We start from the raw sequence: 22,288 nt of genomic DNA on the forward strand, positions 1-22,288 counted from the left end.
CTCCGCACGGAAGGCCTTCTTTTTATGAGCCTGGGCTTGGATGCACCGGGCTTTGCGTTGCCGTCGGCGCGATTGTCGCTGCCCGTACGCAGGTATCGTATTCCTCAGGGTCCGCGAATTTCGGGAAATCTTCGTCATTTTCCAGAAAGTTCGGGGGCCCTTTTCCGTATTCGGTAATCTATAAATCGCAAGCTGAGTTGTTGAACTACTTCTAAAGAAAGTGGGTTGAAGCATGACAGCACAAGTCGCAGTAATCATGGGCAGCAAATCGGATTGGGAAACGATGTCCCATGCCTGTGCCGTTCTGGATGAACTGCAGATTCCTTACGAAAAAAATGTCGTATCCGCGCATCGCACCCCGGATTTGATGTTTGAATTCGCGGAGCAAGCAGCAAACCGCGGGCTAAAGGTCATCATTGCAGGAGCAGGCGGGGCAGCTCACCTGCCGGGCATGGTGGCGGCCAAGACAACGCTGCCGGTCATCGGTGTGCCGGTGAAGTCGGCCGCGCTGAACGGCCTCGACTCGCTGCTGTCGATCGTGCAAATGCCGGGCGGCATTCCGGTGGCAACAGTGGCGATCGGTAAGGCCGGAGCGATTAACGCCGGGCTGCTGGCCGCGCAAATGCTGGGCGCGTTCGACCCTGAGGTGATGCGCCGGGTGCAGGAGCGCCGCGACCGCATTCAAGCCGAGGTGCTGGAGAGCGGCTCGGAGCTGGGAGCGACCGAATGAGCGGCAGACCGATGGGCAACGGGAGCGGGAGCAGCGGTCATGGTGCTCCGGTGATCGAGCCCGGCGCAACGATCGGGGTGCTGGGCGGCGGGCAGCTGGGCCGGATGCTGGCGCTGGCCGGGAGCCATCTTGGCTACCGGTTTGTCGCCATGGATCCAACGCCGGATGCGCCCTGCGGACAGGTAGCGGGGCAGATCGTGGCCCGCTACGACGACCAGGCCGCGGCGCGAGAGTTAGCGCAGCGCGCGGACGTGATCACGTACGAGTTCGAAAACGTGGACGCGGGCGTCGCCGCGCTGTTGGAGGAAGCGTCGTACGTGCCTCAAGGCAGCCGGCTGCTGTACACCACGCAGCATCGGCTTCGCGAGAAGCGAGCCATCGAAGCGGCGGGCGTCAAGGTAGCGCCGTACGCGGAGATCGGCAGCGAGGAGGAACTGCGTACGGCCGTGGCCCGGCTGGGCCTTCCGGCCGTGTTGAAGACGGCCACAGGCGGCTATGACGGCAAAGGCCAATGGGTGATCCGCAGCGAAGACGAGATTACGGCGGCTTACGCCGAGTTGAGCGGGGCCGGGACGGAGCTCGTGTTGGAGCAATTCGTCCCGTTCGTCAAGGAGCTGTCGGTCATCGCGGCGCGCAGCCCGCGCGGGGAGATCAAGACGTTCCCGGTAGCGGAGAATATCCATGTGGATAATATTTTGCATGTATCGATCGTACCGGCCCGTGTCGAGGAGCAGGTGCAGCGTGAAGCCGAACGGTTGGCGGCCCGGATCGCCGAAGGTTTGGAAGCGGTAGGGCTTCTGGCGGTGGAAATGTTCCTGACCGCGAATGGCGAGTTGTTCGTGAACGAACTGGCGCCGCGACCGCACAATTCGGGCCATTACACGATGGAGGCCTGTACGACCTCGCAATTCGAGCAGCATGTGCGGGCGATCTGCAATTTGCCGCTGGGTCCGGTGGAACTGTTGACGCCAGTCGTGATGGTCAACGTGTTGGGCGAGCATTTGGAGGATGTCCGCAAGGCGGTCGTGACCGGCACTTGGAACAGCGAAGGCGAGAACAATGGGGCAACTGGATTCCCGGCGATCCCCAAAGTACACTTGTATGGAAAGCACGGAGCCGCTCCGAAACGGAAAATGGGGCATATCAACCTGATCTGCCGCGACGTGGAGGACGGGCTTCGTTGGATAGAGCAAACCAACATTTGGAGGAATGAACGCAAATGATCGAACGCTACAGTAGACCGGAAATGAGAGCGATCTGGACGGAGGAAAACAAATTCAAAGCCTGGTTGGAAGTGGAGTTATGCGCTTGCGAAGCTTGGGCTGAATTAGGTGTAATCCCGAAGGAAGACGCAGCAATGCTGCGCGAGAAGGCTTCGTTCGATATCGATCGGATCTATGAAATCGAGCAGGAAACTCGCCATGACGTCATCGCGTTTACCCGTGCCGTATCAGAAAGCCTGGGTTCCGAGCGGAAATGGGTGCACTACGGCCTGACGTCCACGGACGTGGTGGACACGGCGCTGGGCTATTTACTGAAGCAGGCAAATGAGATTTTGGAACGAGACATCGTGAATTTCATCGAGATTTTGAAGGATAAGGCCTTGGCCTATAAAGACACCCCGATGATGGGCCGCACGCACGGCGTACATGCCGAGCCAACAACTTTCGGTCTAAAGATGGCGCTATGGCACGAGGAAATGAAGCGGAACCTGGAGCGTTTCCGCCGCGCAGCGGATAACGTCCAGTTCGGCAAAATCTCCGGCGCCGTTGGCACTTACGCCAACATTGATCCGTTTGTGGAAGAGTTTGTTTGCCGCAAGCTGGGCACGAGCCCGGCGCCGATTTCGACGCAAACGCTGCAGCGCGATCGTCACGCCGAGTACATGTCGACGTTGGCTCTGGTCGCAACGTCGCTCGACAAGTTCGCTACAGAAATTCGCGCCCTGCAAAAGAGCGAGTTCCGCGAGGTAGAAGAAGCCTTCGCCAAAGGGCAAAAAGGTTCGTCGGCGATGCCGCACAAACGTAACCCGATTGGCTGCGAGAACATCTCCGGCTTGTCTCGCGTGATCCGCGGCCATATGATTTCGGCTTACGAGAACGTCACGCTGTGGCATGAACGCGACATTTCTCACTCCTCGGTGGAACGGGTGATCCTGCCAGACGCTACGATGTTGCTCAACTATATGCTGAATCGCTTCGGCAATATTGTGAAGAACCTGACGGTATTCCCAGAAAATATGAAGCGCAACATGGGCCGCACGTACGGCGTACCGTTCTCCGGTCGCGTGTTGACAAAGCTCATCGACAAAGGCTTCAGTCGCGAGCAAGCGTACGATACGGTGCAGCCGCGGGCGATGCAGGCGTGGGAAACGCAACGCCAGTTCCGTGACATTATCGAGGAGACGCCGGAAATTACCGCGGTCTTGAGCAAGGAAGAGATCGACGACGCGTTTGATCCGTCCTGGCATCTGAAGCATGTGGATACGATTTTCCGGAAGCTTGGATTGATTTAATCGAGTTGAGTTTTGGATGGGGGAGGAGAGCTTTCATGGCGGTACCGGCAATTTCCACGGCGGCGGATTTGGTGAAAGCCCCGTTGTTGTACAAAGGCAAGGTCCGGGAGCTATACGACCTTGGTGAATTTTTCTTGATCGTAGTCACCGACCGAATCTCCGCGTTTGACTACGTGCTGGAGCCGGCGGTTCCGGACAAAGGCAATGTGTTGAATCGGCTGAGTGCGTATTGGTTCGATAAGACGGGGCATCTGCTGGAAAATCACGTCATCCATACGGATGTAGATCGGCTGGGTGATGTGATTCCGGCGGAGCATCGCGAGGTGTTGCGGAACCGGATCATGGTGACCCGAAAAGCAGAGCGCATCGACATCGAATGCGTGGTGCGCGGTTACATTACCGGCGGCGGTTGGCGGCAATATGAGCAAAGCGGCGCGATTAACGGCATTCAGCTGCCGGAAGGGCTGCGCAAGAACGCGAAGCTGGCGGAGCCGATCTTCACCCCGGCGGCTAAAAACGACGTCGGTCACGACGAGGACATCTCGTTTGCGGAGATGGCGGATAAAGTCGGCCGCGATTTGGCCGAACAGCTGCGGGACCGCAGCTTAGAGATGTACGCCTTCGCCCGTGACTACTGCGAAGAACGCGGGATTCTCCTCGCCGACTGCAAGCTGGAATTCGGGCTGGTGGACGGGAAGTTGATTTTGATCGACGAGATCTTTACGCCGGATGCTTCCCGGTTTTGGGCCAAAGAGAACTACGCGCTGGACATCGAGATCGACAGCATGGACAAAGAGCCGGTACGGGCTTATCTGGCCGGTTCGGACTGGGATAAGAACAGCGCGCCCGATCCGCTTCCGACGCATGTCGTCGAAGAGACGACGCGGCGTTACCGCGAGATCTACCAACGACTGACCGGAGCGGAGTTGGCGTAGGCGTAGGTTGCCCGCCTCGCGCTAACGGACCCCACGGCCATTATTGGACCGAATATTCGGGGATGACCGGCGTAACGGACCGAGGAGACCTTATTTAGGTAATGTAGCCTGATTAGGAGTCAAATGAGACCAAATAACGTCTGTGGAGTCCGTTAGCTGGGGAAATACCCGGGAAATGAGCAAATAACGTCCCTACGGTCCGTTAGGAGTTCGAGGGTTGGCGGAAGAGGCCGTTTGCCATTTGCCAATGCGCCCAGTGCCCCAAGGCCCAGCAGATCCATAAGCAGTTATGAGAATCCATTCAGAATCAAGCGGCCGTGCCGCACAAGTCCAAACTTAGGAGGAACACGAGGAACATGATGAAAGCGAGCGTTTATGTCACGATCAAGCAAAGCGTACTTGACCCACAGGGGGTAGCCGTTCAGGGAGCGCTCCATTCCATGGGGTTCAGAGAGGTGGACAGTGTCCGCATCGGTAAATATATGGAGCTGACGCTCGACACGAACGATCGCTTCGAGGCGGAAGCCCGAGTCAAAGCGATGTGCGAGAAGCTGTTGGCCAATACGGTGGTTGAAGACTACCGCTTCGAATTGGAGGACTAAACCATGAAATTCGCGGTACTCGTATTCCCCGGTTCCAACTGTGATATCGACTGTTACAAAGCGGTGGAAGAGACGCTGGGCGAACCGGTCGACTATGTGTGGCACACGGCCACCGATTTGTCCGCTTACGATTGCATCTTGGTCCCCGGCGGTTTCTCTTACGGCGACTACTTGCGGTGCGGGGCGATTTCCCGCTTTGCGCCGGTGATGGCGGAAGTGGCCAAAGCCGCGGAGGAAGGCAAATATGTGCTGGGCATCTGCAACGGATTCCAGATCTTGACGGAAGCCGGATTGCTGCCGGGTACGCTGCGCCGCAACGAGTCTTTGAAATTCCGTTGTCATGACACGGAGCTGCGCGTGGAGAATAACGACAATCCATTTACGTCGCTGTATGCGCCGGGCGATGTGATCACGATTCCGATCGCGCACGGCGAAGGGAACTATTATTGCGATGAAGCAACCCTAGAGCAGTTGAAGCGGAACAATCAGATTATTTTCCGATATGTTCAAAATCCGAACGGCTCGGTGGACGATATCGCCGGCATTTCCAATGAACGCGGGAATGTCGTCGGCATGATGCCGCATCCGGAGCGGGCGGTAAGCTCCTTGCTTGGTTCTGAGGACGGCAAGAAGATGTTTACATCTATTTTGAAAGCTTGGAGGGATCGGCATGAGTCAGCAAGTGTCCGCTAAGGAACCTAATGCAGAACAAATTGCAGAGCAGAAAATTTACAAACAGATGGGCGTTTCCGACAGCGAATACGAACTGATTTGCGGATTCCTTGGGCGCAAACCCAATTATACGGAAATCGGTGTGTTTAGCGTCATGTGGTCCGAACACTGCGCTTACAAGAACTCCAAGCCGCTGCTTCGGCGGTTTCCGACCAGCGGCCCACGCGTATTGATGGGCCCGGGCGAAGGCGCCGGAATCGTCGATATCGGCGACAACCAGGCCGTTGTCTTTAAAATCGAAAGTCATAATCACCCCTCAGCGGTGGAGCCGTACCAGGGTGCGGCGACGGGCGTGGGCGGGATTATTCGCGATATTTTTTCCATGGGATCCAGACCGATTGCGCTGTTGAACTCCCTTCGTTTCGGCAAGCTGGAAAGCGACCGGGTGAAGTATTTGTTCGAGCACGTCGTGTCCGGGATTGCGGGATATGGGAACTGCATTGGGATTCCGACGGTCGGCGGAGAAGTCGTGTTTGATGAGAGTTACGATGGCAATCCGCTGGTGAACGCAATGTGCGTAGGGCTGATTGATCATGACAAAATCCAGCGCGGTGTCGCTAAAGGCGTGGGGAACCCCGTGTTTTACGTGGGTCCGCCAACCGGCCGCGATGGTATCCATGGCGCTACGTTCGCCTCGGAAGAGCTGACGGAAGAATCCGAAGCGAAGCGGACCGCGGTGCAAGTGGGCGACCCGTTCATGGAGAAGTTGGTGATGGAAGCCTGCCTCGAATTGATTGACACGGGCATCGTATTAGGGATCCAAGACATGGGCGCGGCGGGCTTGACCTGTTCCAGCGCAGAGATGGCCAGCAAAGCCGGGAACGGTCTCGAGCTGTATCTCGACGAGGTACCGCAGCGCGAAGAAGGCATGACCGCCTACGAAATGATGTTGTCAGAGTCGCAGGAGCGGATGTTGTTCGTCGTTGAGCCGAAGGATGAGGCGCAGGCGCGGGAGATTTTTGAGCGTTGGGGCGTCATTTGTGCAAAGGTCGGTAAAGTGACGGATGACGGCCGTCTGAAGTTGTTCCATCACGGGGATTTGGTTGGCGACATGCCGGTTACGGCGCTCGTGGATGAATGCCCGATTTACAACAAGCCGTCGGAAGTGCCGGCTTATTATGAGCAAAACGCATCAGTAGATACAACTCGTTACGAAGAGGTTCGCGATTTGGGCGCGGCGCTGGAGCAGGTGCTGGCATCACCCTCCGTTGCGAGCAAAGCGTGGGTATACAACCAATACGATTACATGGTACGCACGAGTACGGCCGTTCGTCCGGGTTCGGATGCGGCGGTGGTGAAGGTTCACGGCACACGCAAGGCGTTGGCCATGACGACCGACTGCAACGGTCGGTTCGTATATCTGGATCCGGAAGTTGGCGGACGGATCGCGGTCAGCGAAGCCGCGCGGAACATCGTCTGCTCCGGTGCGGAGCCGCTGGCGATTACCGATAACCTAAATTTCGGCAGCCCGGAGAAGCCGGATATTTTCTGGCAAATGGAACGTTCGGTTGACGGGATGGCGGAAGCTTGCCGCGTGCTCGATACACCGGTCATCGGCGGGAACGTCAGCTTGTATAACGAGAACACTAAAGGCGCAATTTACCCGACGCCAGTCGTGGGGATGGTTGGCTTGGTGCATGATACGGATCATATTACGACGCAAGGATTTAAATCGGCGGGGGACATCGTGTTCCTCTTGGGAGAAACGAAAGCGGAGCTGGGCGGCAGCGAGCTGCAAGCCGTCGTGCATGGTGTCGTGGAAGGTCGTCCTCCGCAGTTAGATTTAGATGTGGAGAAAAAACTGCTTGGTGCGGTGCTTACCGCGATCCAAGGCGGGCTGGTGCGTTCGGCGCATGACTTGTCCGAAGGCGGCCTGGCCGTTGCTTTGGCCGAATCGTGTATCAGCGGCGGCATTGGCGCCAAGGTGGATGTCGCAAGCGAGCTGCGTTCCGACTTTGCGTTGTTCAGCGAATCGCAGTCCCGGATCCTGCTGTCGGCTTCGCCGGAGAAGGCGGAGGCGCTGGAGAAGCGGCTCGCGGAACGAGGCGTCCCTGCGGCGCGGATCGGGGTCGTGGAAGGTTTGGAACTGAACGTTGCCGTAAACGGAACGGGGGTTCTGAACAAGCCGGTGGAGCAGTTGAAACGCGTCTGGGAGGATGTCATTCCATGTCTGATGCAATAAGACCAGCGCAGAGACTTTGGACCGGAGACTACTACAACGAAGGGTCGGGGCACGCGGATCCGTTCGACACGTTACGCGAGGAATGCGGCGTGTTTGGCGTATTCGGCCATGCTGAAGCGGCTTCCCTGTCCTATTACGGATTGCACGCGTTGCAGCACCGGGGGGAAGAAAGTGCGGGACTCTGCACGACCGACGGCGCGGACTTTCATTATCACCGCGGCATGGGACTCGTTAAGGAAGTGTTCGACCGCGACAAGTTGTCCTCGCTGCGCGGCGATCGTTCGATCGGCCATGTCCGCTATTCGACAAGCGGGGACAGCAAGCTGACGAATGCGCAGCCGCTGATTTTTAAATACCGCGACGGTGATTTGGCGGTGGCGACCAACGGCAACATCGTGAATGCGCCGAAAATTCGCCACGAGTTAGAGCAAAGCGGCTCGATCTTTCAGACAACTAGCGATACGGAGGTCATCGCGCATCTGATCGCCCGCTCTCCAAAGGATTTCGTCGAGGCGGCGAAGGATGCGCTCGGGCAACTGGTCGGGGGCTTCGCCTTCCTGCTGTTGACGAACGACAAGCTGATCGCCGCCAGCGATCCCAACGGTTTGCGGCCGCTGGTCATGGGGCGGCTTGGCGACGCGTACCTGTTCTCGTCCGAGACATGCGCGTTTGAGGTCGTTGGCGCGGAGACGCTCCGCGAAATCCAGCCTGGCGAAATGCTGGTATTGGACCGGGACGGCCTCCGCGAGGAGCGTTACGCTGAACCGCAGCGCAAAGCGCTTTGCGCGATGGAGTACATTTACTTCGCGCGTCCGGACAGCGACATGAACGGCTCGAACCTGCATGCCAGCCGCAAGCGGATGGGGCAGGTGATGGCGCAGGAGTCATTTGTTGACGCGGATGTGGTCACCGGCGTTCCGGACTCCAGCATCTCCGCGGCCATCGGCTATGCAGAGCAGACCGGCATCCCTTACGAGCTGGGTCTGATCAAAAATAAATACACCGGACGTACGTTCATCCAACCGAGCCAAGAGTTGCGTGAGCAGGGCGTGAAGATGAAACTGAGCGCGGTGCGCCGCGTCGTGGAGGGCAAACGCGTGGTGATGATCGACGACTCGATCGTTCGAGGCACGACCTCGCGGCGGATCGTCAATCTGCTGCGCGAAGCCGGTGCGACAGAGGTGCATGTTCGCATTACCTCGCCGCCGTTCAAGAACCCTTGCTTCTACGGCATTGATACGCCGGACCGCGGCGAGCTGATTGCCTCCTACAAAACGGTGGAAGAGATTTGCCGGGAGATCAACGCGGATTCGCTGGAGTTTTTGAGCCCAGAAGGGCTGATCCAGGCGGTGGGCGGGGAGAACGCCAAGGATTATAAAGGCGGCCTCTGTATGGCCTGCTTTGACAACGATTATCCGACCCGGACGGATTTCGACGGGGAAGAGAAGTTTGGCTGCACTTGCTGACGGTTGCCGGCGATCCAATGCCGGTTCGACTTATTTCACCTCATGAATTGTTTGTTTATGTTTGGAACTACCTCTAATCCAAAGGAGTGGGTCTCTCTCGTGTCTGAAGCATACAAGAAAGCCGGCGTCGATATCGCGGCCGGGAATGAAGCGGTTGAGCGGATGAAAAAACACGTCAAACGGACGTTCCGCCCGGAAGTGATGACCGATCTAGGCGGATTTGGAGCTTTGTTCGGATTGAACAAGGACAAATACGCGGAGCCGGTGCTCGTGTCGGGAACGGATGGCGTAGGGACGAAGTTGAAAATCGCCTTTGCCATGGATCAGCATGATACGATCGGCATCGACGCGGTGGCGATGTGCGTGAACGATATCGTCGTGCAAGGCGCAGAACCGCTCTTCTTCCTCGATTATCTGGCGTGCGACAAGGTAGTACCGGAGAAAATCGAGGCGATCGTCGCCGGTATCGCCGAAGGCTGCAGTCAATCGGGCTGCGCGCTGATCGGCGGAGAGACCGCGGAGATGCCGGGGATGTACAGCGAAGGCGAATACGACATTGCCGGCTTTACGGTCGGCGTTGTCGATAAGAGCAAAATCGTGAATGGCAACCGTATCGCTCCCGGCGACACGGTGATCGGACTCGCGTCCAGCGGCGTGCATAGCAACGGGTTTTCGCTTGTCCGGAAGCTGTTGCTGGAAGAAGCGGGTTACGCGTTGACCGATAAGCTGCCCGAGTTAGACGGGGAGGTTCTGGGTGACGTCCTGCTCACGCCAACCAAGCTGTATGTGAAGCCGGTGTTATCCCTGCTGGAGCAGGTGGACGTGAAGGGCATGGCCCACATTACAGGTGGCGGATTTATCGAAAACATCCCTCGCGTATTGCCGGAAGGGGTAAACGTGGAGATTACGTACGGGTCCTGGCCGATTTTGCCGATATTCGACTTGCTGCAGAAGCGAGGGAACGTCAGTCCTCGAGATATGTTCACAACGTTCAACATGGGAATTGGGTTAGTGATTGTCGTGGCTGAGGATCAGGTGGAGCAGGCGGTCTCAGCGCTGCAGCAAGCAGGCGAAACGCCATATGTCATCGGTAAAGTGACCGAAGGACAACGGGTAGTGACCTTTGCGGGGGCGGACGTCTAATGGGCGCCGCCAAGTATCGGATCGCGGTATTTGCCTCGGGGCAGGGCAGCAATTTTCAGAATTTGCTGGACGCTTCGCGATCGGGGGAGCTGGATGCAGAGATCGTACTGCTCGTTTGCGACAAGCCGCAGGCCTTCGTCGTCGAACGGGCTCGTCAGGCTGGTGTCGAATGTTATCTGTTTGATCCGAAGTCGTACGTACGCCGCGAGGATTATGAAGCGGACATTGCCGCCGAGCTGGAGAAGCGCGGCATCGATTTGGTGGTGCTGGCCGGTTACATGCGGCTGCTTACCTCCGTGTTGGTGGAGCCTTATGCAGGCAGGATGATTAATATTCATCCGTCATTGCTGCCGGCTTTTCCAGGCAAAGATGCGATTGGTCAGGCTTGGGAATACGGCGTGAAAGTAACGGGGGTTACGGTGCATTTGGTCGATGGCGGAATGGATACCGGGGCGGTGATTGCGCAAGCGGCGGTGGAGATCGCGCCAAACGATTCATTGGAGTCACTAGAAACCAAGATTCATGCCGCGGAGCAACGCTTGTATCCGCAGGTCGTGTCGTGGTTCGCTAAAAACCGGGTGCGTGTGGAAGGCCGAAAAGTCACCATTCTGTCGGAATAGAAACCGCTGAAAAGGGCTTGATTGCAGGATTTTCGGGAAAATGGGTAATGGGAGCATGACGTGCAGGGGTTTCGATATTTCCCGAGAAATATCGGGGGCATGATTCGCCAAAATAAAGGAGGAGCCGATTGTGAGTATAAAAAGAGCGCTCGTGAGCGTGTCGGATAAAACGGGCATCGTGGATTTTTGCCGCGAGCTGTCGCAGTTGGGTGTGGAGATTATTTCGACAGGGGGTACGAAAAACCTGCTGGCGAAAGAGGGAGTGCCAGTCATCGGAATCTCCGACGTAACGGGATTCCCAGAAATCCTCGACGGACGCGTCAAAACGTTGCATCCTGCGGTTCATAGCGGACTGCTGGCGGTGCGCGACAGCGAGGAGCACCAAGCGCAGATGAAGGAGCTGGGATTGGATTATATCGACCTGGTGGTTGTGAACCTGTATCCGTTCCAGGAAACCATCGCCAAGCCGGACGTCACCTATGAGGACGCGATCGAAAATATCGACATCGGCGGACCTACGATGCTTCGTTCGGCCGCGAAAAACCATGCTTTCGTCAGCGTCGTTGTCGATGCAGCGGATTATGGGACGGTACTGGATGAGGTGCGTGCGGGCGGCGATACAACGCTTGAGACGCGCAAACGGCTTGCGGCCAAAGTTTTCCGACACACGGCTGCTTATGATGCCCTGATTTCCGACTATTTGTCAAAGGTGAACGGCGATCCGTTGCCGGAGCGTTATACCATTACTTACGAAAAGATTCAAGACCTGCGCTACGGCGAAAACCCGCATCAAAAAGCGGCGTTTTACCGTAAACCTCTGGCAGCAGCTGACACCCTGACAGGCGCAGAACAACTACACGGGAAAGAGCTCTCCTACAATAACATCAACGATGCTAACGCGGCACTGCAAATCGTCAAGGAATTCGAGGAGCCGGCGGTCGTCGCAGTCAAGCATATGAATCCTTGCGGCGTTGGAGTTGGCGCGAGTGTGCTCGAAGCCTACCAAAAAGCGTACGAAGCCGATCCGGTTTCGATCTTCGGCGGTATTGTTGCGGCCAATCGCATCATTGATGCGGATACGGCGATGCTGTTGAAGGAAATCTTCTTGGAGATTATTTTGGCGCCGGGTTTTACGGAAGAAGCGCTGGAAATCCTCACGAAGAAGAAGAATATCCGCCTGTTGAAGCTGGGCGGCCTGGAATTAGGCGCAAGCCGCAGCAGCCAGTTTGTCGTCACTTCGATTGATGGCGGCATGGTTGTACAGGAAAACGATGTACATTCGCTGAAGGAAGCCGACTTGACGGTCGTGACTGACCGTAAGCCAACCGAAGAGGAGTCGAAGCAGCTGCTGTTCGGTTGGAAAGTAGTTAAGCACGTGAAGTCTAACGCGATCGTATTGGCGAAGGACGATATGACTGTTGGAGTCGGCGCGGGGCAGATGAACCGCGTGGGTGCGGCCAAAATCGCCATCGAGCAAGCGGGCGACAAGGTGAAAGGCAGTGTTCTAGCCTCGGATGCCTTCTTCCCGATGGGAGATACAGTTGAAGCGGCCGCTAAAGCCGGGGTTACCGCGATCATCCAGCCGGGCGGCTCCGTGAAGGATGAGGAGTCGATTAAAGTCGCAAACGAATACGGGATTGCGATGGTCTTCACCGGCGTGCGCCATTTCAAACACTAAGCCGGAGTCAGACGGCAGACCGCTGCGGCGGCCTGCTGTTTTTCGCAAGTGGAGGAACATGCTGCTGCTAACCAATTAACGGTGATACCTACCGTTAATTCAGGGGTAACACTAGGTTTTGCCGATTTAGCTGTAAAACCTACCGTTAATTCGAGTGAAAAGGCCGCCAACCAGGTAATGAGCATAATTTAGCGGTACTTTTTCCAGTTAATTTAGATCCAATGCGGATTGGCGACAAAATTAACGGTAGAAATTCCAGTTCGTTCGTACGGATAGGGTTGAATGAGTAACTATACAAGTGGGGCCCTTGAAACGAAGGAGGAGACAATGGATATCTTGGTGATAGGCGCCGGAGGGCGCGAGCACGCGATTTGCTGGAGTTTGGCGAAGAGCCCGAAGGCCGGGACGGTTTATTGCGCCCCAGGGAACGCGGGGATCGGGGAAGTGTCTGAGCTGGTACCAATTCAGGTGAATGAATTCGACAAATTGGCTGCTTTTGCCGTGGAGAAGCAGGTTGGGTTGGTTGTGGTCGGTCCGGACGATCCGCTTGCGGACGGCATTGTGGACGTATTTGAGGCCAAGCAAATTCCGGTCTTTGGTCCGCGCAAAAACGCCGCGCATATCGAAGGCAGCAAGACCTTTATGAAGGATCTGCTGAAAAAATACAATATCCCTACTGCTGCGTACGAGAAGTTCGATAACTACGAGCAGGCGCTTACTTATCTGCAAAGCCAGCCGGTGCCGATTGTCATTAAGGCAGACGGACTTGCGGCAGGTAAAGGCGTCACGGTTGCTTTCACCCGCGACGAAGCGGAATCGGCGCTGAAGAGCATCATGGTCGACAAAGTATTCGGCGAATCCGGCAGTCAGGTCGTGATCGAGGAGTTCCTCGAAGGGCAGGAGATGTCGATTCTGTCGTTTGTCGATGGGGAAATGGTCCGTCCGATGGCCGCAGCGCAAGATCATAAACAGGTTTATGATGGCGATAAAGGCCCGAACACCGGCGGCATGGGCACCTATTCCCCGTTGCCGCATATCGCGGACTCGATCATCGAAGAAGCGATCGAAAGGATCATCAAGCCGACCGCCAAGGCAATGGTCGCCGAAGGACGTCCGTTCCGCGGTGTGCTTTTCGCCGGGCTGATGATCGCACCGGACGGTAAACCGAAGACGATCGAGTTTAATGCTCGCTTTGGCGATCCGGAAACCCAAGTCGTTCTGCCCCGGTTAAAGAGCGATTTGCTCGACATTTTTCTGGCAGCCGTAAACGGGACGTTGGATCAAGCGGAGATCGAGTGGAGTGACGAGGCGGCGGTCTGCGTCGTATTGGCTTCCGGCGGTTATCCGGCTTCGTATCCGAAAGGCTTGCCGATCCACGGTTTGGAAGAGGCTCGCGCTGCGGGTGCGTTGGTGTTCCATGCGGGCACGGCCAGGGGTTCCAACGGGGAACTGGTCACGAACGGCGGGCGCGTACTTGGCGTTGTGGGTCTCGGCAAGACGATTGCGGATGCCAGGGACAAAGCATATGAGTCGGCGGGCCATATCGCATTCGAAGGCAAGCATCAGCGTACGGATATCGCGGCGAAGGCGCTCGTATAGGTGTTGGATAAGTTGCCATACAAGGATAAACTGCTTCCGATTCGCGCATGTTAAGGGATATTGGGGATCAATGAACGTATTCCCCGCAATTCTCTATCGGGAGGCGGCATCATCATGAGCGACAAAATGAAGGAAATGCTACCGGTCTCACGCGAAAAAGTGGAAGTCGACGGTGTGTACCGGGACGAGCTGGGACGCGAGGAGTATTTGCAAAAGGGCGAGGAATTCCCTTCCGACCCAGTGTACGGCACGATGGAATGGGAGCTGAGCGAGCTGTCTCAAGAGAAAAACTCCAAAGGCCATACCGACGATCGTTTAATACCAAAGAAATAAACCTTGACCGAGCGCCCTTCCACGCGGGAGTCCACCCCCGATGGAGGGGCGTTTGGCTATTGCCATACAAAATAACTTGAACCGGAGGCGGTTTCAGGTGTAACTTTAGTAGAATGAGAGAACCAAGTTAAAGCGAGGAGAAATAGATGAATCAGGCGGAACGACAAACGGTTGGCATGGAAGATATCGTCAAAGCACATCACGTATTGAAGGAAGTGGTGATCCGAACGCCGCTCCAGCTCGATGCAACCTTATCGGCCAAATACGAATGTAACGTTTATCTAAAAAGAGAGGATCTTCAGGTTGTCCGGTCTTTCAAGATCCGCGGGGCGTATAACATGATTCGCAGTCTGCAGCCCGAGGATCTGGAGAAAGGCATTGTATGCGCGAGCGCCGGTAACCATGCACAAGGGGTGGCATTTTCCTGCAACGCGCTAGGGATTCAAGGCAAAATCTATATGCCAAGCACGACGCCAAACCAGAAGGTCAAGCAGGTCAAACGATTTGGCGGCGAACATGTGGACGTCGTTCTGATCGGCGACACCTACGATGACGCCTATGCGGAGGCGATGAAAGCTTGCCGGGAAGGCGGTATGACGTTCATTCATCCGTTCGACGACCCGAAAATCGTTGCCGGGAACGGGACGATCGGCATGGAGATCATGGAAAGTCTCACGGCACCGGCCGATTACGTCTTCGTGACCATTGGCGGCGGCGGATTGGTATCTGGCGTCGGAACGTATTTCAAGACGGTTAGTCCGGAGACGAAGGTCATCGGCGTTGAACCGTCCGGTGCGGCGTCCATGACGGAAGCCTTGAAGCAGAAGCGAGTGGTGACGCTGGAGTCGATCGACAAATTTGTCGACGGGGCGGCGGTTAAGCGGGTCGGCGACTTGAATTACGAAATTTGCGCCGAAATTCTGGACGACATCATTCAGGTGCCGGAAGGCAAAGCTTGTACTACGATCCTGGAGCTGTACAACGACAGCGCCATCGTCGTGGAGCCGGCCGGGGCGTTACCCGTATCGGCGCTGGACATGTACCGCGATCAAATCCGCGGGAAGACGGTCGTATGCGTGATTAGCGGCGGCAACAACGACATCGACCGGATGCAGGAGATGAAGGAGCGGTCGCTGATTTACGAAGGGTTGAAGCACTACTTCTTGATCAACTTCCCGCAACGTGCCGGAGCGTTGCGCGAGTTCCTTGAAGAGGTGCTCGGTCCCAACGACGACATTGCGCGGTTCGAGTATACGAAGAAGCATAATAAGGAGAACGGTCCCGCTTTGGTGGGCATCGAGTTGAGCGACAAAGCGGATTACGAAGGGCTGGTTGGCCGCATGACCGCCAAAGGAATTGCCTATACCGAGCTCAACCGGGATTTGAATTTGTTTAATTTGCTGATTTGAGGATTAGCGAAAATAGTGTGGCTCGGCAGCCCTCTTCGACTTCGGTCGGGGAGGGCTTTTTTGGTGTGCAGCTCCGTGTATAACGGAACATAGAGACCTTATTTGCGAGGAATAAGCCCCCGCCGATATTTAACGGAACTCAGAGACGTTATTTAGCTCCAAAAGAGGCGGTTATGCCCATTTTAATCCCAATAAGGTCACCTCGTTCCGTTAGCTTGGGAAATCACGCGGGAAATCGAAAATAACGTCACTACGTTCCGTTAGCGTTGACGGAGGTTGTCGAGTCGCAGTTGGGGCGGGCGGATCAGAATATTTTTTTCAAACAGGGCTTTACAATACCAACACACTAGTGTACTATTTAACTATGACACCAATACAATGAAGGAGTGAATGAAATGAACGTGCAGCTTCAGCACATGGAAAACACAGTGCCTGGCTTGGACGCGGCGGGTAACCTGCCGGGACGGGAACCGGTCGTGTTATCAGTAAAGCAGGTTACGAAAAGAATCGGCAGCAAGCCGATCGTTGATAAGTTGTCTTTTGATATCCGCCGGGGAGAAATTGTGGGTCTGCTGGGACCTAATGGCGCCGGGAAAACAACAACGATCCGCATGATCGTGGGCCTGATCGGCATGACGGAGGGCGATGTCCAAGTGAAAGGCGTCAGCGTCCGGCAGCAATTTTCCAAAGCGATCGCCCATGTTGGCGCAATCATTGAGAATCCGGAGTTCTATCCGTATATGACCGGGTACGATAATCTGAAGCAATATCAGCGGATGAGCGAGGGGATTACAGAGGAGCGGATACAAGAGGTCACCCGGCTGGTCGGCCTGGAGAAGGCGATGAACAAACGCGTCAAGGCCTATTCGCTGGGCATGCGTCAGCGTCTTGGCATCGCGCAGGCATTACTGCATCGTCCCTCGATCCTGATTCTCGATGAGCCGACGAACGGACTGGATCCCGCGGGGATCCGGGAAATGCGCGACTATCTGAAACGCATCGCTGCCGAAGAGGGCATCGCCGTCCTTGTGTCCAGCCACTTGCTGGCCGAGATGGAGTTGATGTGCAACCGCGTAGTCGTCATACAGGAAGGAAAGTTCGTAACCGAACGCACCCTTGGCGAGGCGGCGGAGAAAGAGAAGGCGGAGGAGCGGGTGAACGTCACCTTCCGAGTATCCGATGCCGAAGCAGCGAAAGTAAGACTCGTCCGAATGGAGGAGATCCGCTTGTTGGGATTATCTCCGGAACGGAAAGAGGTGACGATCTCGGTGCGCGACAACTACATCCCGCGTGTTGTAGGCGCGCTCGGCGGCGAAGGGATCGCCATTTATCGAATTGAGGAAGTGAAAGCGTCGCTGGAAGACGAGTTCTTGAAATGGACGGGAGGGAACCAAATTGCGTAGTTTTACCAAGCTTGTCGTAAATGAATGGTTGAAAATGTCCAAGAAACGCAGCTTTCTAGTCCCCTATGTGCTAATCGCCGCGTTTATCGCCGGTATGCTATATATGATGTACAATTACTCGGATCAGTTGCCGTCGTTCCTTGAATTTGCCGGGATGGTGATATCCAGAAACGGTTTAGGTCAAATGCTTACTTTGCTGGTTATCATCTGCACGGCGGGCATCGTGGCGAAGGAGCACAGTCTCGGAACCATCAAGCTGCTGCTGATCCGCTCGCAAAGCCGCAGCCGAATTTTAGCCTCTAAATACGTAGCCGTGCTGTTGTTCATTCTGTCGATCTTCGTCTTTACGCTTGCGGCAGCTCTGCTCGGCGGAGGACTGGTTTTCGGATTCGGCGGTTCGCTGGAGACCGGCTGGAACGATGTCCTAAGCGGAGCCTTATATCAAGTCATTTATACGCTCGTCTATGTTACAATCGCTTTCCTTGCCAGCATCTTAACGCGTTCATCGGGAGCGACGATCGGCATCGGTATGTTCCTTGTAGTCTTGGAGGAATTGGTTGTCGTCTTGCTATCGAGATATGAGTTCACGAAATACCTGATCTTCGCTAACGCCGACCTGTCGGTGTATGTCAACGGGAATCCACCGATGCCGGGTATGACGTTGACTTTCTCCTCCGTGGTGATCGCCGCATATGTAGTCTTGTTTCTCGCAGTCAGCTTTGTTACGTTTAAGAAACGAGATGTCGCTTGATCAGGATCATCCCTATCATCAGCGACATCCGGCGGAAAGGAGCCATGGAATGTGAGCATCGAATTCGACAATAATCTGCCGATCTATCTGCAAATTATGAACTATTTAAAAAGAGAAATCGTGACCGGCAGATTGAAGGCCGGCGATAAAATCCCATCCGTACGCGAACTTGCAGCTGAGCTGCAGATCAACCCGAATACCGTGCAGCGGACTTTTCAGGAATTGGAGCGTGAAGCCGTCGTGGAAACGAAACGGGGACTTGGAAGATACGTGACAAGTGAGGAATCGAAAATTATGAATATTAAGAAAGAAATGGCCGGCGAGCTGCTTGACCGTTTTATCGGGGGAATGCAGGAACTGGGTTTTACCAATCAAGATATTGCGGCGCTTGTCGCTGACGCTATGAAATCGGACGATCCACACTAGAGAGGAGGACAACCATCAATGGAACAGTTATTGGAAGTGCAAGGCCTATCGAAGTCGTACGGCAGCAAAAAAGCGTTGCACGGAGTGTCCTTCAGCATCGGTAAAGGGAAGATCGTCGGCCTGCTCGGCACGAACGGCAGCGGAAAAAGCACGTTGATGAAAATCGCCGCCGGCCTGATCCATCCCTCTGGCGGTAAAATCACGGTAGACGGAACACCCGTAGGGTTAGCGACCAAATCGCTGGTGTCCTTTATGCCCGATCGTCCTCTAACGGAATCCTGGATGAAAGTACGGGACGCCGTGGGATTTTACCGGGATTTCTACCCGGATTTCGATGAACAGAAGGCTCGCATGATGCTGGACTTCATGAACTTGCATGAGAAGGAAAAGATCAACGCCCTATCCAAGGGCATGAACGAGCGGCTTCAACTGACGTTGACGTTGTCGAGAAATGCGAAATTGTATTTGCTCGACGAACCGATCGGCGGGGTGGACCCGGTGGCTAGAGCTAAAATTTTGGACGCCATCGTGGAGTTTTACAATGAGGAGAGCAGCCTGGTGATTTCCACCCACCTCGTGCGAGATATCGAGCGGATTTTCGATGAGGTGATTTTTATCCGGGGCGGCGAGATTGTCATGCAGGAGGAAGTGGAGAACTTGCGGATCCAATATGGCAAAAGCGTCGATGACATGTTCAGAGAGGTGTTTGCGGAATGATGAAATTATTGAAGTACGATATCAAACAAAATGCCAATACCTTGTTGGGGTTGGCCGCTGTCTTGGTGATCGTACAAGGCTTCCTATCGATTGCAGGTAACCTTCGTCATTGGGACGGGGAAATCATCTTCGTCTTAACCCTCGTGCTTTATTTAACGGCTGCCATCATCATGATCGTTCAGGCATGCAAAACGTTCGCAAACAACATTAAGGCTTATCATCGCCGGTTGCTCCCGCTGCATCCCATCTGGACGATCTTGTCCTCGCTGCTGTTCAGTTGGCTTGTGGGGTTGATGATCACGGTTATAATTGCCGTTCATGCGTCGCTGTATCTCTCACTGGCTAAGTTTCCCCTTGATTTTGTGAACATTGAGTTGGCGGGGGCCAAGGACGTGATCTTGATGATCTTTAGTATCATCTGGGTGTATACGTTGCTGATTCTGACGATCTTTACCTCCATCACGATTGGCGCCAGCGTGAGCATCCAGGGCAAAGCCGGAACATGGGTCGGCATTATCTCCTTTTTCTTGATCCAGAACGGGATCTCTTGGCTGGAAAACCTGCTGTTTGGGGAGAACGATACAACCATGCTGAATTACGGAACGATTCATTTCGGAACCTCGGAGGAGATCCGTTCGGGAACAGCGGAGGCGGTGAACATCATGTCGCTGGGTTCGCTCCTGTTCGAGGTTGTCCTGGCGGGTTTGATGATTTACACCATCTCTTATCTGCTCAGCAAACGGGTCCAAATTTAAGGTTTATGAAAAAACCGCAGAAGTCGCGCCATCCCTTTGAAGGGATGCGGACTCTGCGGTTTTTTGATGGGATTAGCTCTTCGAGCGGCGTCCGAAGAAGAAGATTTGCCCGGCTAAGCCGACGGCAAATACGATCAGGCTGTCCCAAGGCGATACGGTGAAGGCCGGCATAATTCGGTTCAGCAGGGTGCCAACGATGATCAGCACGGCCGCAACGGCGATATAAGTGCCAAATGCACGGAGGTTGAATCCGCCGGGACCGGAGGTAGGCCCAGCTCCCGGCGTCCCGGATCCCTCCTTGCCGTCTCCAGTTTTGGCGTTGTTACCCAAGAAGCGGGTGACAAGCTCGATGAGCACAATCGACAGGCCGGCGATAATCAGCAGCGAGGAGCTGCTGATCTGGGTATATTCCAATTCTCCACCAAACCATTTGCTGAAAAAGCCGGTGATCATATAAATAAAGAAGACCCAGGTCAAAGCTACCCAGGGGATCATTGTATAATATTTGACTTTGTCCTTCAGGGTCCGGGGCTTCCGTCTCTGCACGTCCTCTTCTAGCTCCGCGCAATAAGTCTTCGGATCGGCTCCGAAAAGTTCTGTCGCCGAGACGCCCTTGGCTTGGTTCTTGACGATTTGCCGGGCCAGGTCCAGCAGGATCTCTTCCCCTTTGGCTTCAGTAAGCGAGCTTGCGCCGGAACGGAAGTACAAGACCATCTCCCCGAAATACGCTTCGTTCTCCGGCGTCATTTGTTGTCGCAGCCGTTTGGTTTCGCCGATCATTTCGTGGATATACATGGTAGTATCTCTCCCTCCCAGTTTCTTCCGTAGTATACTGCATAGTTTGTCTGATTCGCAAGGGACCATGGCAGGGCTGATGCGCCAGTAGAACGGAACTAATGGATTATGAACATTCCTTGAACAAGGAATAAAAAGCGTCTCTTCCTCCAAAAACTACAGCATAAGTAAAACGGCAGGCGCCGGCAAATAGGCTGCATTTAAGTCGATTAGCGGCCTGTACACTAACGTTGCGGGAGGCAGAGCCAGTGGGAAAATATGAATCGGAGCTGACCCGGAGGTATTTGCTGAACAGCAACTCCCGGGGCAGCCTGGAAGAAGTCGTGACGAATGATACCTCTGAGGACGGCAGCATATTGTGCGGAGATGACGAGGCCTGCGACGAAGGTCATATGGGCAACCACCAGTTTATGAAGGAGTGGGAAGGTCGAGTCACGACGCATGCGTTGTTCCGACAATCCTACGAATAGAAAGTTGAAGGCGCCCCCCTACGCGATCCGAATTGACACTCTGGCACCGGTGATGATAAGATAAGTTTAAATCATATTAAACTTATCGGATTTAACTGATATTATATCGTGACCGGAGTACGGGGAGGAGACGGGGATATGGAAAGACAGATTATCATCAATCATGGAGAAGAACAGCTTGCGGCCAGCATACATTACCCGGCCGAGAACAAACAAGGGGGGCGCTGCAATCGCGCTCCCCTGGTCGTCATCTGCCACGGATTCGTGGGCAGCCGCATCGGCGTCGACCGTCTATTCGTCAAGACCGCAAGGGAATTGGCAGCGGACGGTTTCCTCGTGCTCCGTTTCGATTACCTTGGCTGCGGCGAGAGCAGCGGGAACTACGGGGAGCACGGCGTCGAATCGATGATCGCCCAGACCCGGTCGGTGCTGGACTATGGTCTCGGGGCTCTCGATATCGATCCGACGAGGGTGACGCTGATTGGGCACAGCCTAGGCGGGATGGTTGCGCTCTTGACTGCGAACCGTGATCGGCGTGTGAAGAACCTTGTCTTATGGTCGGCCGTAGGTTATCCGTTTAGCGATATCGTCAAGATTACCGGGCGCGAGTTATACGATCGGGCGGTGAAGCACGGGGCCGCGGATTACCTGGGATTTGGTCTGACGCCGAAGTTCTTCGATTCGCTGGGAGAATTTCAACCGCTCCAGGAAGCCGTTAAATTTACCGGCGACGTATTTGTCGTGCATGGAACCTCGGACGATACGATCCCGGCGGATTACGCTTTCTTGTATCAGAAGGTATTCTGGATGCGGCCGGAGGGGCGTTGCGATAAAGAGATTATTTTCCAGGGGAATCACACGTTCTCGTCTGGCGAACACCAGAACCTGGTCATCCGGAAGACGAAGGATTGGCTCGGAGGTTTGGAAGCCAAGCAAACCGAATGGCAACACTGGATGATCTAATGACCAGAGGAGAAGGAGACCGCTGCAACCCGATACACAAAAACTGGTAAAATCCTTCTAGGAT

22 protein-coding genes are annotated in these 22,288 nt (G+C 55.1%); 21 read left to right on the forward strand and 1 reads right to left on the reverse strand.

Annotation, left to right across the window (positions count from 1 at the left end):
• The first annotated feature begins 232 nt into the window (after positions 1–232).
• The 19 genes from purE (at position 233) to M0651_RS18465 (ending at position 19,996) form a co-directional block, all read left to right on the forward strand.
• Positions 233–730 carry a 5-(carboxyamino)imidazole ribonucleotide mutase gene (purE, locus tag M0651_RS18375; protein WP_248553183.1) on the forward strand — a complete coding sequence of 166 codons (498 nt, stop codon included), beginning with the start codon at positions 233–235 and terminating at the stop codon, positions 728–730.
• The gene (gene purK / locus M0651_RS18380) at positions 727–1,953 is read left to right on the forward strand and encodes a 5-(carboxyamino)imidazole ribonucleotide synthase (RefSeq protein WP_372491007.1); all 1,227 of its coding nucleotides are present in this window, start codon (positions 727–729) and stop codon (positions 1,951–1,953) included. Before purE ends, purK begins: the two co-directional genes overlap by 4 nt.
• A complete protein-coding gene (gene purB, locus M0651_RS18385; protein ID WP_248553184.1) occupies positions 1,950–3,245 on the forward strand; it encodes an adenylosuccinate lyase in 1,296 nt (431 codons plus the stop codon). The genes purK and purB overlap by 4 nt, the downstream gene beginning before the upstream one ends.
• 35 nt (positions 3,246–3,280) lie before the next feature.
• Positions 3,281–4,180, forward strand: a complete 900-nt coding sequence (locus M0651_RS18390) for a phosphoribosylaminoimidazolesuccinocarboxamide synthase (RefSeq protein WP_248553185.1) — start codon at positions 3,281–3,283, stop codon at positions 4,178–4,180.
• Positions 4,181–4,536: 356 nt separating this feature from the next.
• Entirely contained in the window at positions 4,537–4,782 is a 246-nt protein-coding gene (purS, locus tag M0651_RS18395) for a phosphoribosylformylglycinamidine synthase subunit PurS (protein ID WP_068787290.1), read from the forward strand.
• A gap of 3 nt (positions 4,783–4,785) precedes the next feature.
• Complete coding sequence (gene purQ, locus M0651_RS18400) at positions 4,786–5,475, forward strand: phosphoribosylformylglycinamidine synthase subunit PurQ (protein WP_248553186.1); 690 nt, start codon at positions 4,786–4,788, stop codon at positions 5,473–5,475.
• Positions 5,453–7,696, forward strand: a complete 2,244-nt coding sequence (gene purL / locus M0651_RS18405) for a phosphoribosylformylglycinamidine synthase subunit PurL (RefSeq protein ID WP_248553187.1) — start codon at positions 5,453–5,455, stop codon at positions 7,694–7,696. Before purQ ends, purL begins: the two co-directional genes overlap by 23 nt.
• Complete coding sequence (gene purF / locus M0651_RS18410) at positions 7,681–9,162, forward strand: amidophosphoribosyltransferase (protein ID WP_248553188.1); 1,482 nt, start codon at positions 7,681–7,683, stop codon at positions 9,160–9,162. The genes purL and purF overlap by 16 nt, the downstream gene beginning before the upstream one ends.
• A 99-nt stretch (positions 9,163–9,261) precedes the next feature.
• Complete coding sequence (gene purM, locus M0651_RS18415; protein WP_248553189.1) at positions 9,262–10,305, forward strand: phosphoribosylformylglycinamidine cyclo-ligase; 1,044 nt, start codon at positions 9,262–9,264, stop codon at positions 10,303–10,305.
• Complete coding sequence (purN, locus tag M0651_RS18420; RefSeq protein WP_248553190.1) at positions 10,305–10,925, forward strand: phosphoribosylglycinamide formyltransferase; 621 nt, start codon at positions 10,305–10,307, stop codon at positions 10,923–10,925. The genes purM and purN overlap by 1 nt, the downstream gene beginning before the upstream one ends.
• A gap of 130 nt (positions 10,926–11,055) precedes the next feature.
• Positions 11,056–12,603: a bifunctional phosphoribosylaminoimidazolecarboxamide formyltransferase/IMP cyclohydrolase gene (gene purH, locus M0651_RS18425; RefSeq protein WP_248553191.1), complete on the forward strand. Its 1,548-nt coding sequence runs from the start codon at positions 11,056–11,058 to the stop codon at positions 12,601–12,603.
• 327 nt (positions 12,604–12,930) lie between these two features.
• Positions 12,931–14,202 (forward strand): phosphoribosylamine--glycine ligase, encoded by a 1,272-nt coding sequence (purD, locus tag M0651_RS18430; protein ID WP_248553192.1) that lies wholly within the window; start codon positions 12,931–12,933, stop codon positions 14,200–14,202.
• A gap of 114 nt (positions 14,203–14,316) precedes the next feature.
• Complete coding sequence (locus M0651_RS18435; protein ID WP_248553193.1) at positions 14,317–14,535, forward strand: hypothetical protein; 219 nt, start codon at positions 14,317–14,319, stop codon at positions 14,533–14,535.
• A 146-nt stretch (positions 14,536–14,681) separates the two neighbouring features.
• Entirely contained in the window at positions 14,682–15,944 is a 1,263-nt protein-coding gene (gene ilvA / locus M0651_RS18440; RefSeq protein WP_248553194.1) for a threonine ammonia-lyase IlvA, read from the forward strand.
• Between the two features lie 416 nt (positions 15,945–16,360).
• Positions 16,361–17,347 (forward strand): ABC transporter ATP-binding protein, encoded by a 987-nt coding sequence (locus tag M0651_RS18445; RefSeq protein WP_248553226.1) that lies wholly within the window; start codon positions 16,361–16,363, stop codon positions 17,345–17,347.
• Positions 17,340–18,098: an ABC transporter permease gene (locus tag M0651_RS18450; RefSeq protein WP_248553195.1), complete on the forward strand. Its 759-nt coding sequence runs from the start codon at positions 17,340–17,342 to the stop codon at positions 18,096–18,098. The genes M0651_RS18445 and M0651_RS18450 overlap by 8 nt, the downstream gene beginning before the upstream one ends.
• A gap of 51 nt (positions 18,099–18,149) precedes the next feature.
• Positions 18,150–18,524: a GntR family transcriptional regulator gene (locus M0651_RS18455; RefSeq protein ID WP_248553196.1), complete on the forward strand. Its 375-nt coding sequence runs from the start codon at positions 18,150–18,152 to the stop codon at positions 18,522–18,524.
• Between the two features lie 18 nt (positions 18,525–18,542).
• Positions 18,543–19,241 (forward strand): ABC transporter ATP-binding protein, encoded by a 699-nt coding sequence (locus tag M0651_RS18460; protein ID WP_248553197.1) that lies wholly within the window; start codon positions 18,543–18,545, stop codon positions 19,239–19,241.
• Positions 19,238–19,996: a hypothetical protein gene (locus tag M0651_RS18465; protein ID WP_248553198.1), complete on the forward strand. Its 759-nt coding sequence runs from the start codon at positions 19,238–19,240 to the stop codon at positions 19,994–19,996. Before M0651_RS18460 ends, M0651_RS18465 begins: the two co-directional genes overlap by 4 nt.
• 72 nt (positions 19,997–20,068) lie before the next feature.
• On the opposite strand, the gene M0651_RS18470 is transcribed toward M0651_RS18465, so the two are convergent.
• On the reverse strand, positions 20,069–20,791 hold the full coding sequence (locus tag M0651_RS18470) for a DUF1129 family protein (RefSeq protein WP_248553199.1): 723 nt from the start codon (positions 20,789–20,791) through the stop codon (positions 20,069–20,071).
• 248 nt (positions 20,792–21,039) lie between these two features.
• Between M0651_RS18470 and M0651_RS18475 the strand changes: the two genes are divergently transcribed.
• Together M0651_RS18475 and M0651_RS18480 are read left to right on the forward strand one after the other, a co-directional pair.
• Complete coding sequence (locus M0651_RS18475) at positions 21,040–21,261, forward strand: hypothetical protein (RefSeq protein ID WP_248553200.1); 222 nt, start codon at positions 21,040–21,042, stop codon at positions 21,259–21,261.
• A gap of 138 nt (positions 21,262–21,399) precedes the next feature.
• Positions 21,400–22,224, forward strand: a complete 825-nt coding sequence (locus tag M0651_RS18480; protein ID WP_248553201.1) for an alpha/beta hydrolase — start codon at positions 21,400–21,402, stop codon at positions 22,222–22,224.
• The last annotated feature ends 64 nt before the right edge of the window (positions 22,225–22,288 follow it).

It is taken from the genome of Paenibacillus mellifer (genome assembly GCF_023195895.1).
In the GTDB taxonomy this organism is placed as follows: domain Bacteria; phylum Bacillota; class Bacilli; order Paenibacillales; family Paenibacillaceae; genus Fontibacillus; species Fontibacillus mellifer.

Coding starts and splice junctions, on each gene's coding strand:
- purE (WP_248553183.1), top strand. CDS start 233: ATGACAGCACAAGTCGCAGTAATCATGGGCAGCAAATCGGATTGGGAA.
- purK (WP_372491007.1), top strand. CDS start 727: ATGAGCGGCAGACCGATGGGCAACGGGAGCGGGAGCAGCGGTCATGGT.
- purB (WP_248553184.1), top strand. CDS start 1,950: ATGATCGAACGCTACAGTAGACCGGAAATGAGAGCGATCTGGACGGAG.
- M0651_RS18390 (WP_248553185.1), top strand. CDS start 3,281: ATGGCGGTACCGGCAATTTCCACGGCGGCGGATTTGGTGAAAGCCCCG.
- purS (WP_068787290.1), top strand. CDS start 4,537: ATGATGAAAGCGAGCGTTTATGTCACGATCAAGCAAAGCGTACTTGAC.
- purQ (WP_248553186.1), top strand. CDS start 4,786: ATGAAATTCGCGGTACTCGTATTCCCCGGTTCCAACTGTGATATCGAC.
- purL (WP_248553187.1), top strand. CDS start 5,453: ATGAGTCAGCAAGTGTCCGCTAAGGAACCTAATGCAGAACAAATTGCA.
- purF (WP_248553188.1), top strand. CDS start 7,681: ATGTCTGATGCAATAAGACCAGCGCAGAGACTTTGGACCGGAGACTAC.
- purN (WP_248553190.1), top strand. CDS start 10,305: ATGGGCGCCGCCAAGTATCGGATCGCGGTATTTGCCTCGGGGCAGGGC.
- purD (WP_248553192.1), top strand. CDS start 12,931: ATGGATATCTTGGTGATAGGCGCCGGAGGGCGCGAGCACGCGATTTGC.
- M0651_RS18435 (WP_248553193.1), top strand. CDS start 14,317: ATGAGCGACAAAATGAAGGAAATGCTACCGGTCTCACGCGAAAAAGTG.
- ilvA (WP_248553194.1), top strand. CDS start 14,682: ATGAATCAGGCGGAACGACAAACGGTTGGCATGGAAGATATCGTCAAA.
- M0651_RS18445 (WP_248553226.1), top strand. CDS start 16,361: ATGGAAAACACAGTGCCTGGCTTGGACGCGGCGGGTAACCTGCCGGGA.
- M0651_RS18460 (WP_248553197.1), top strand. CDS start 18,543: ATGGAACAGTTATTGGAAGTGCAAGGCCTATCGAAGTCGTACGGCAGC.
- M0651_RS18465 (WP_248553198.1), top strand. CDS start 19,238: ATGATGAAATTATTGAAGTACGATATCAAACAAAATGCCAATACCTTG.
- M0651_RS18470 (WP_248553199.1), bottom strand. CDS start 20,791: ATGTATATCCACGAAATGATCGGCGAAACCAAACGGCTGCGACAACAA.
- M0651_RS18480 (WP_248553201.1), top strand. CDS start 21,400: ATGGAAAGACAGATTATCATCAATCATGGAGAAGAACAGCTTGCGGCC.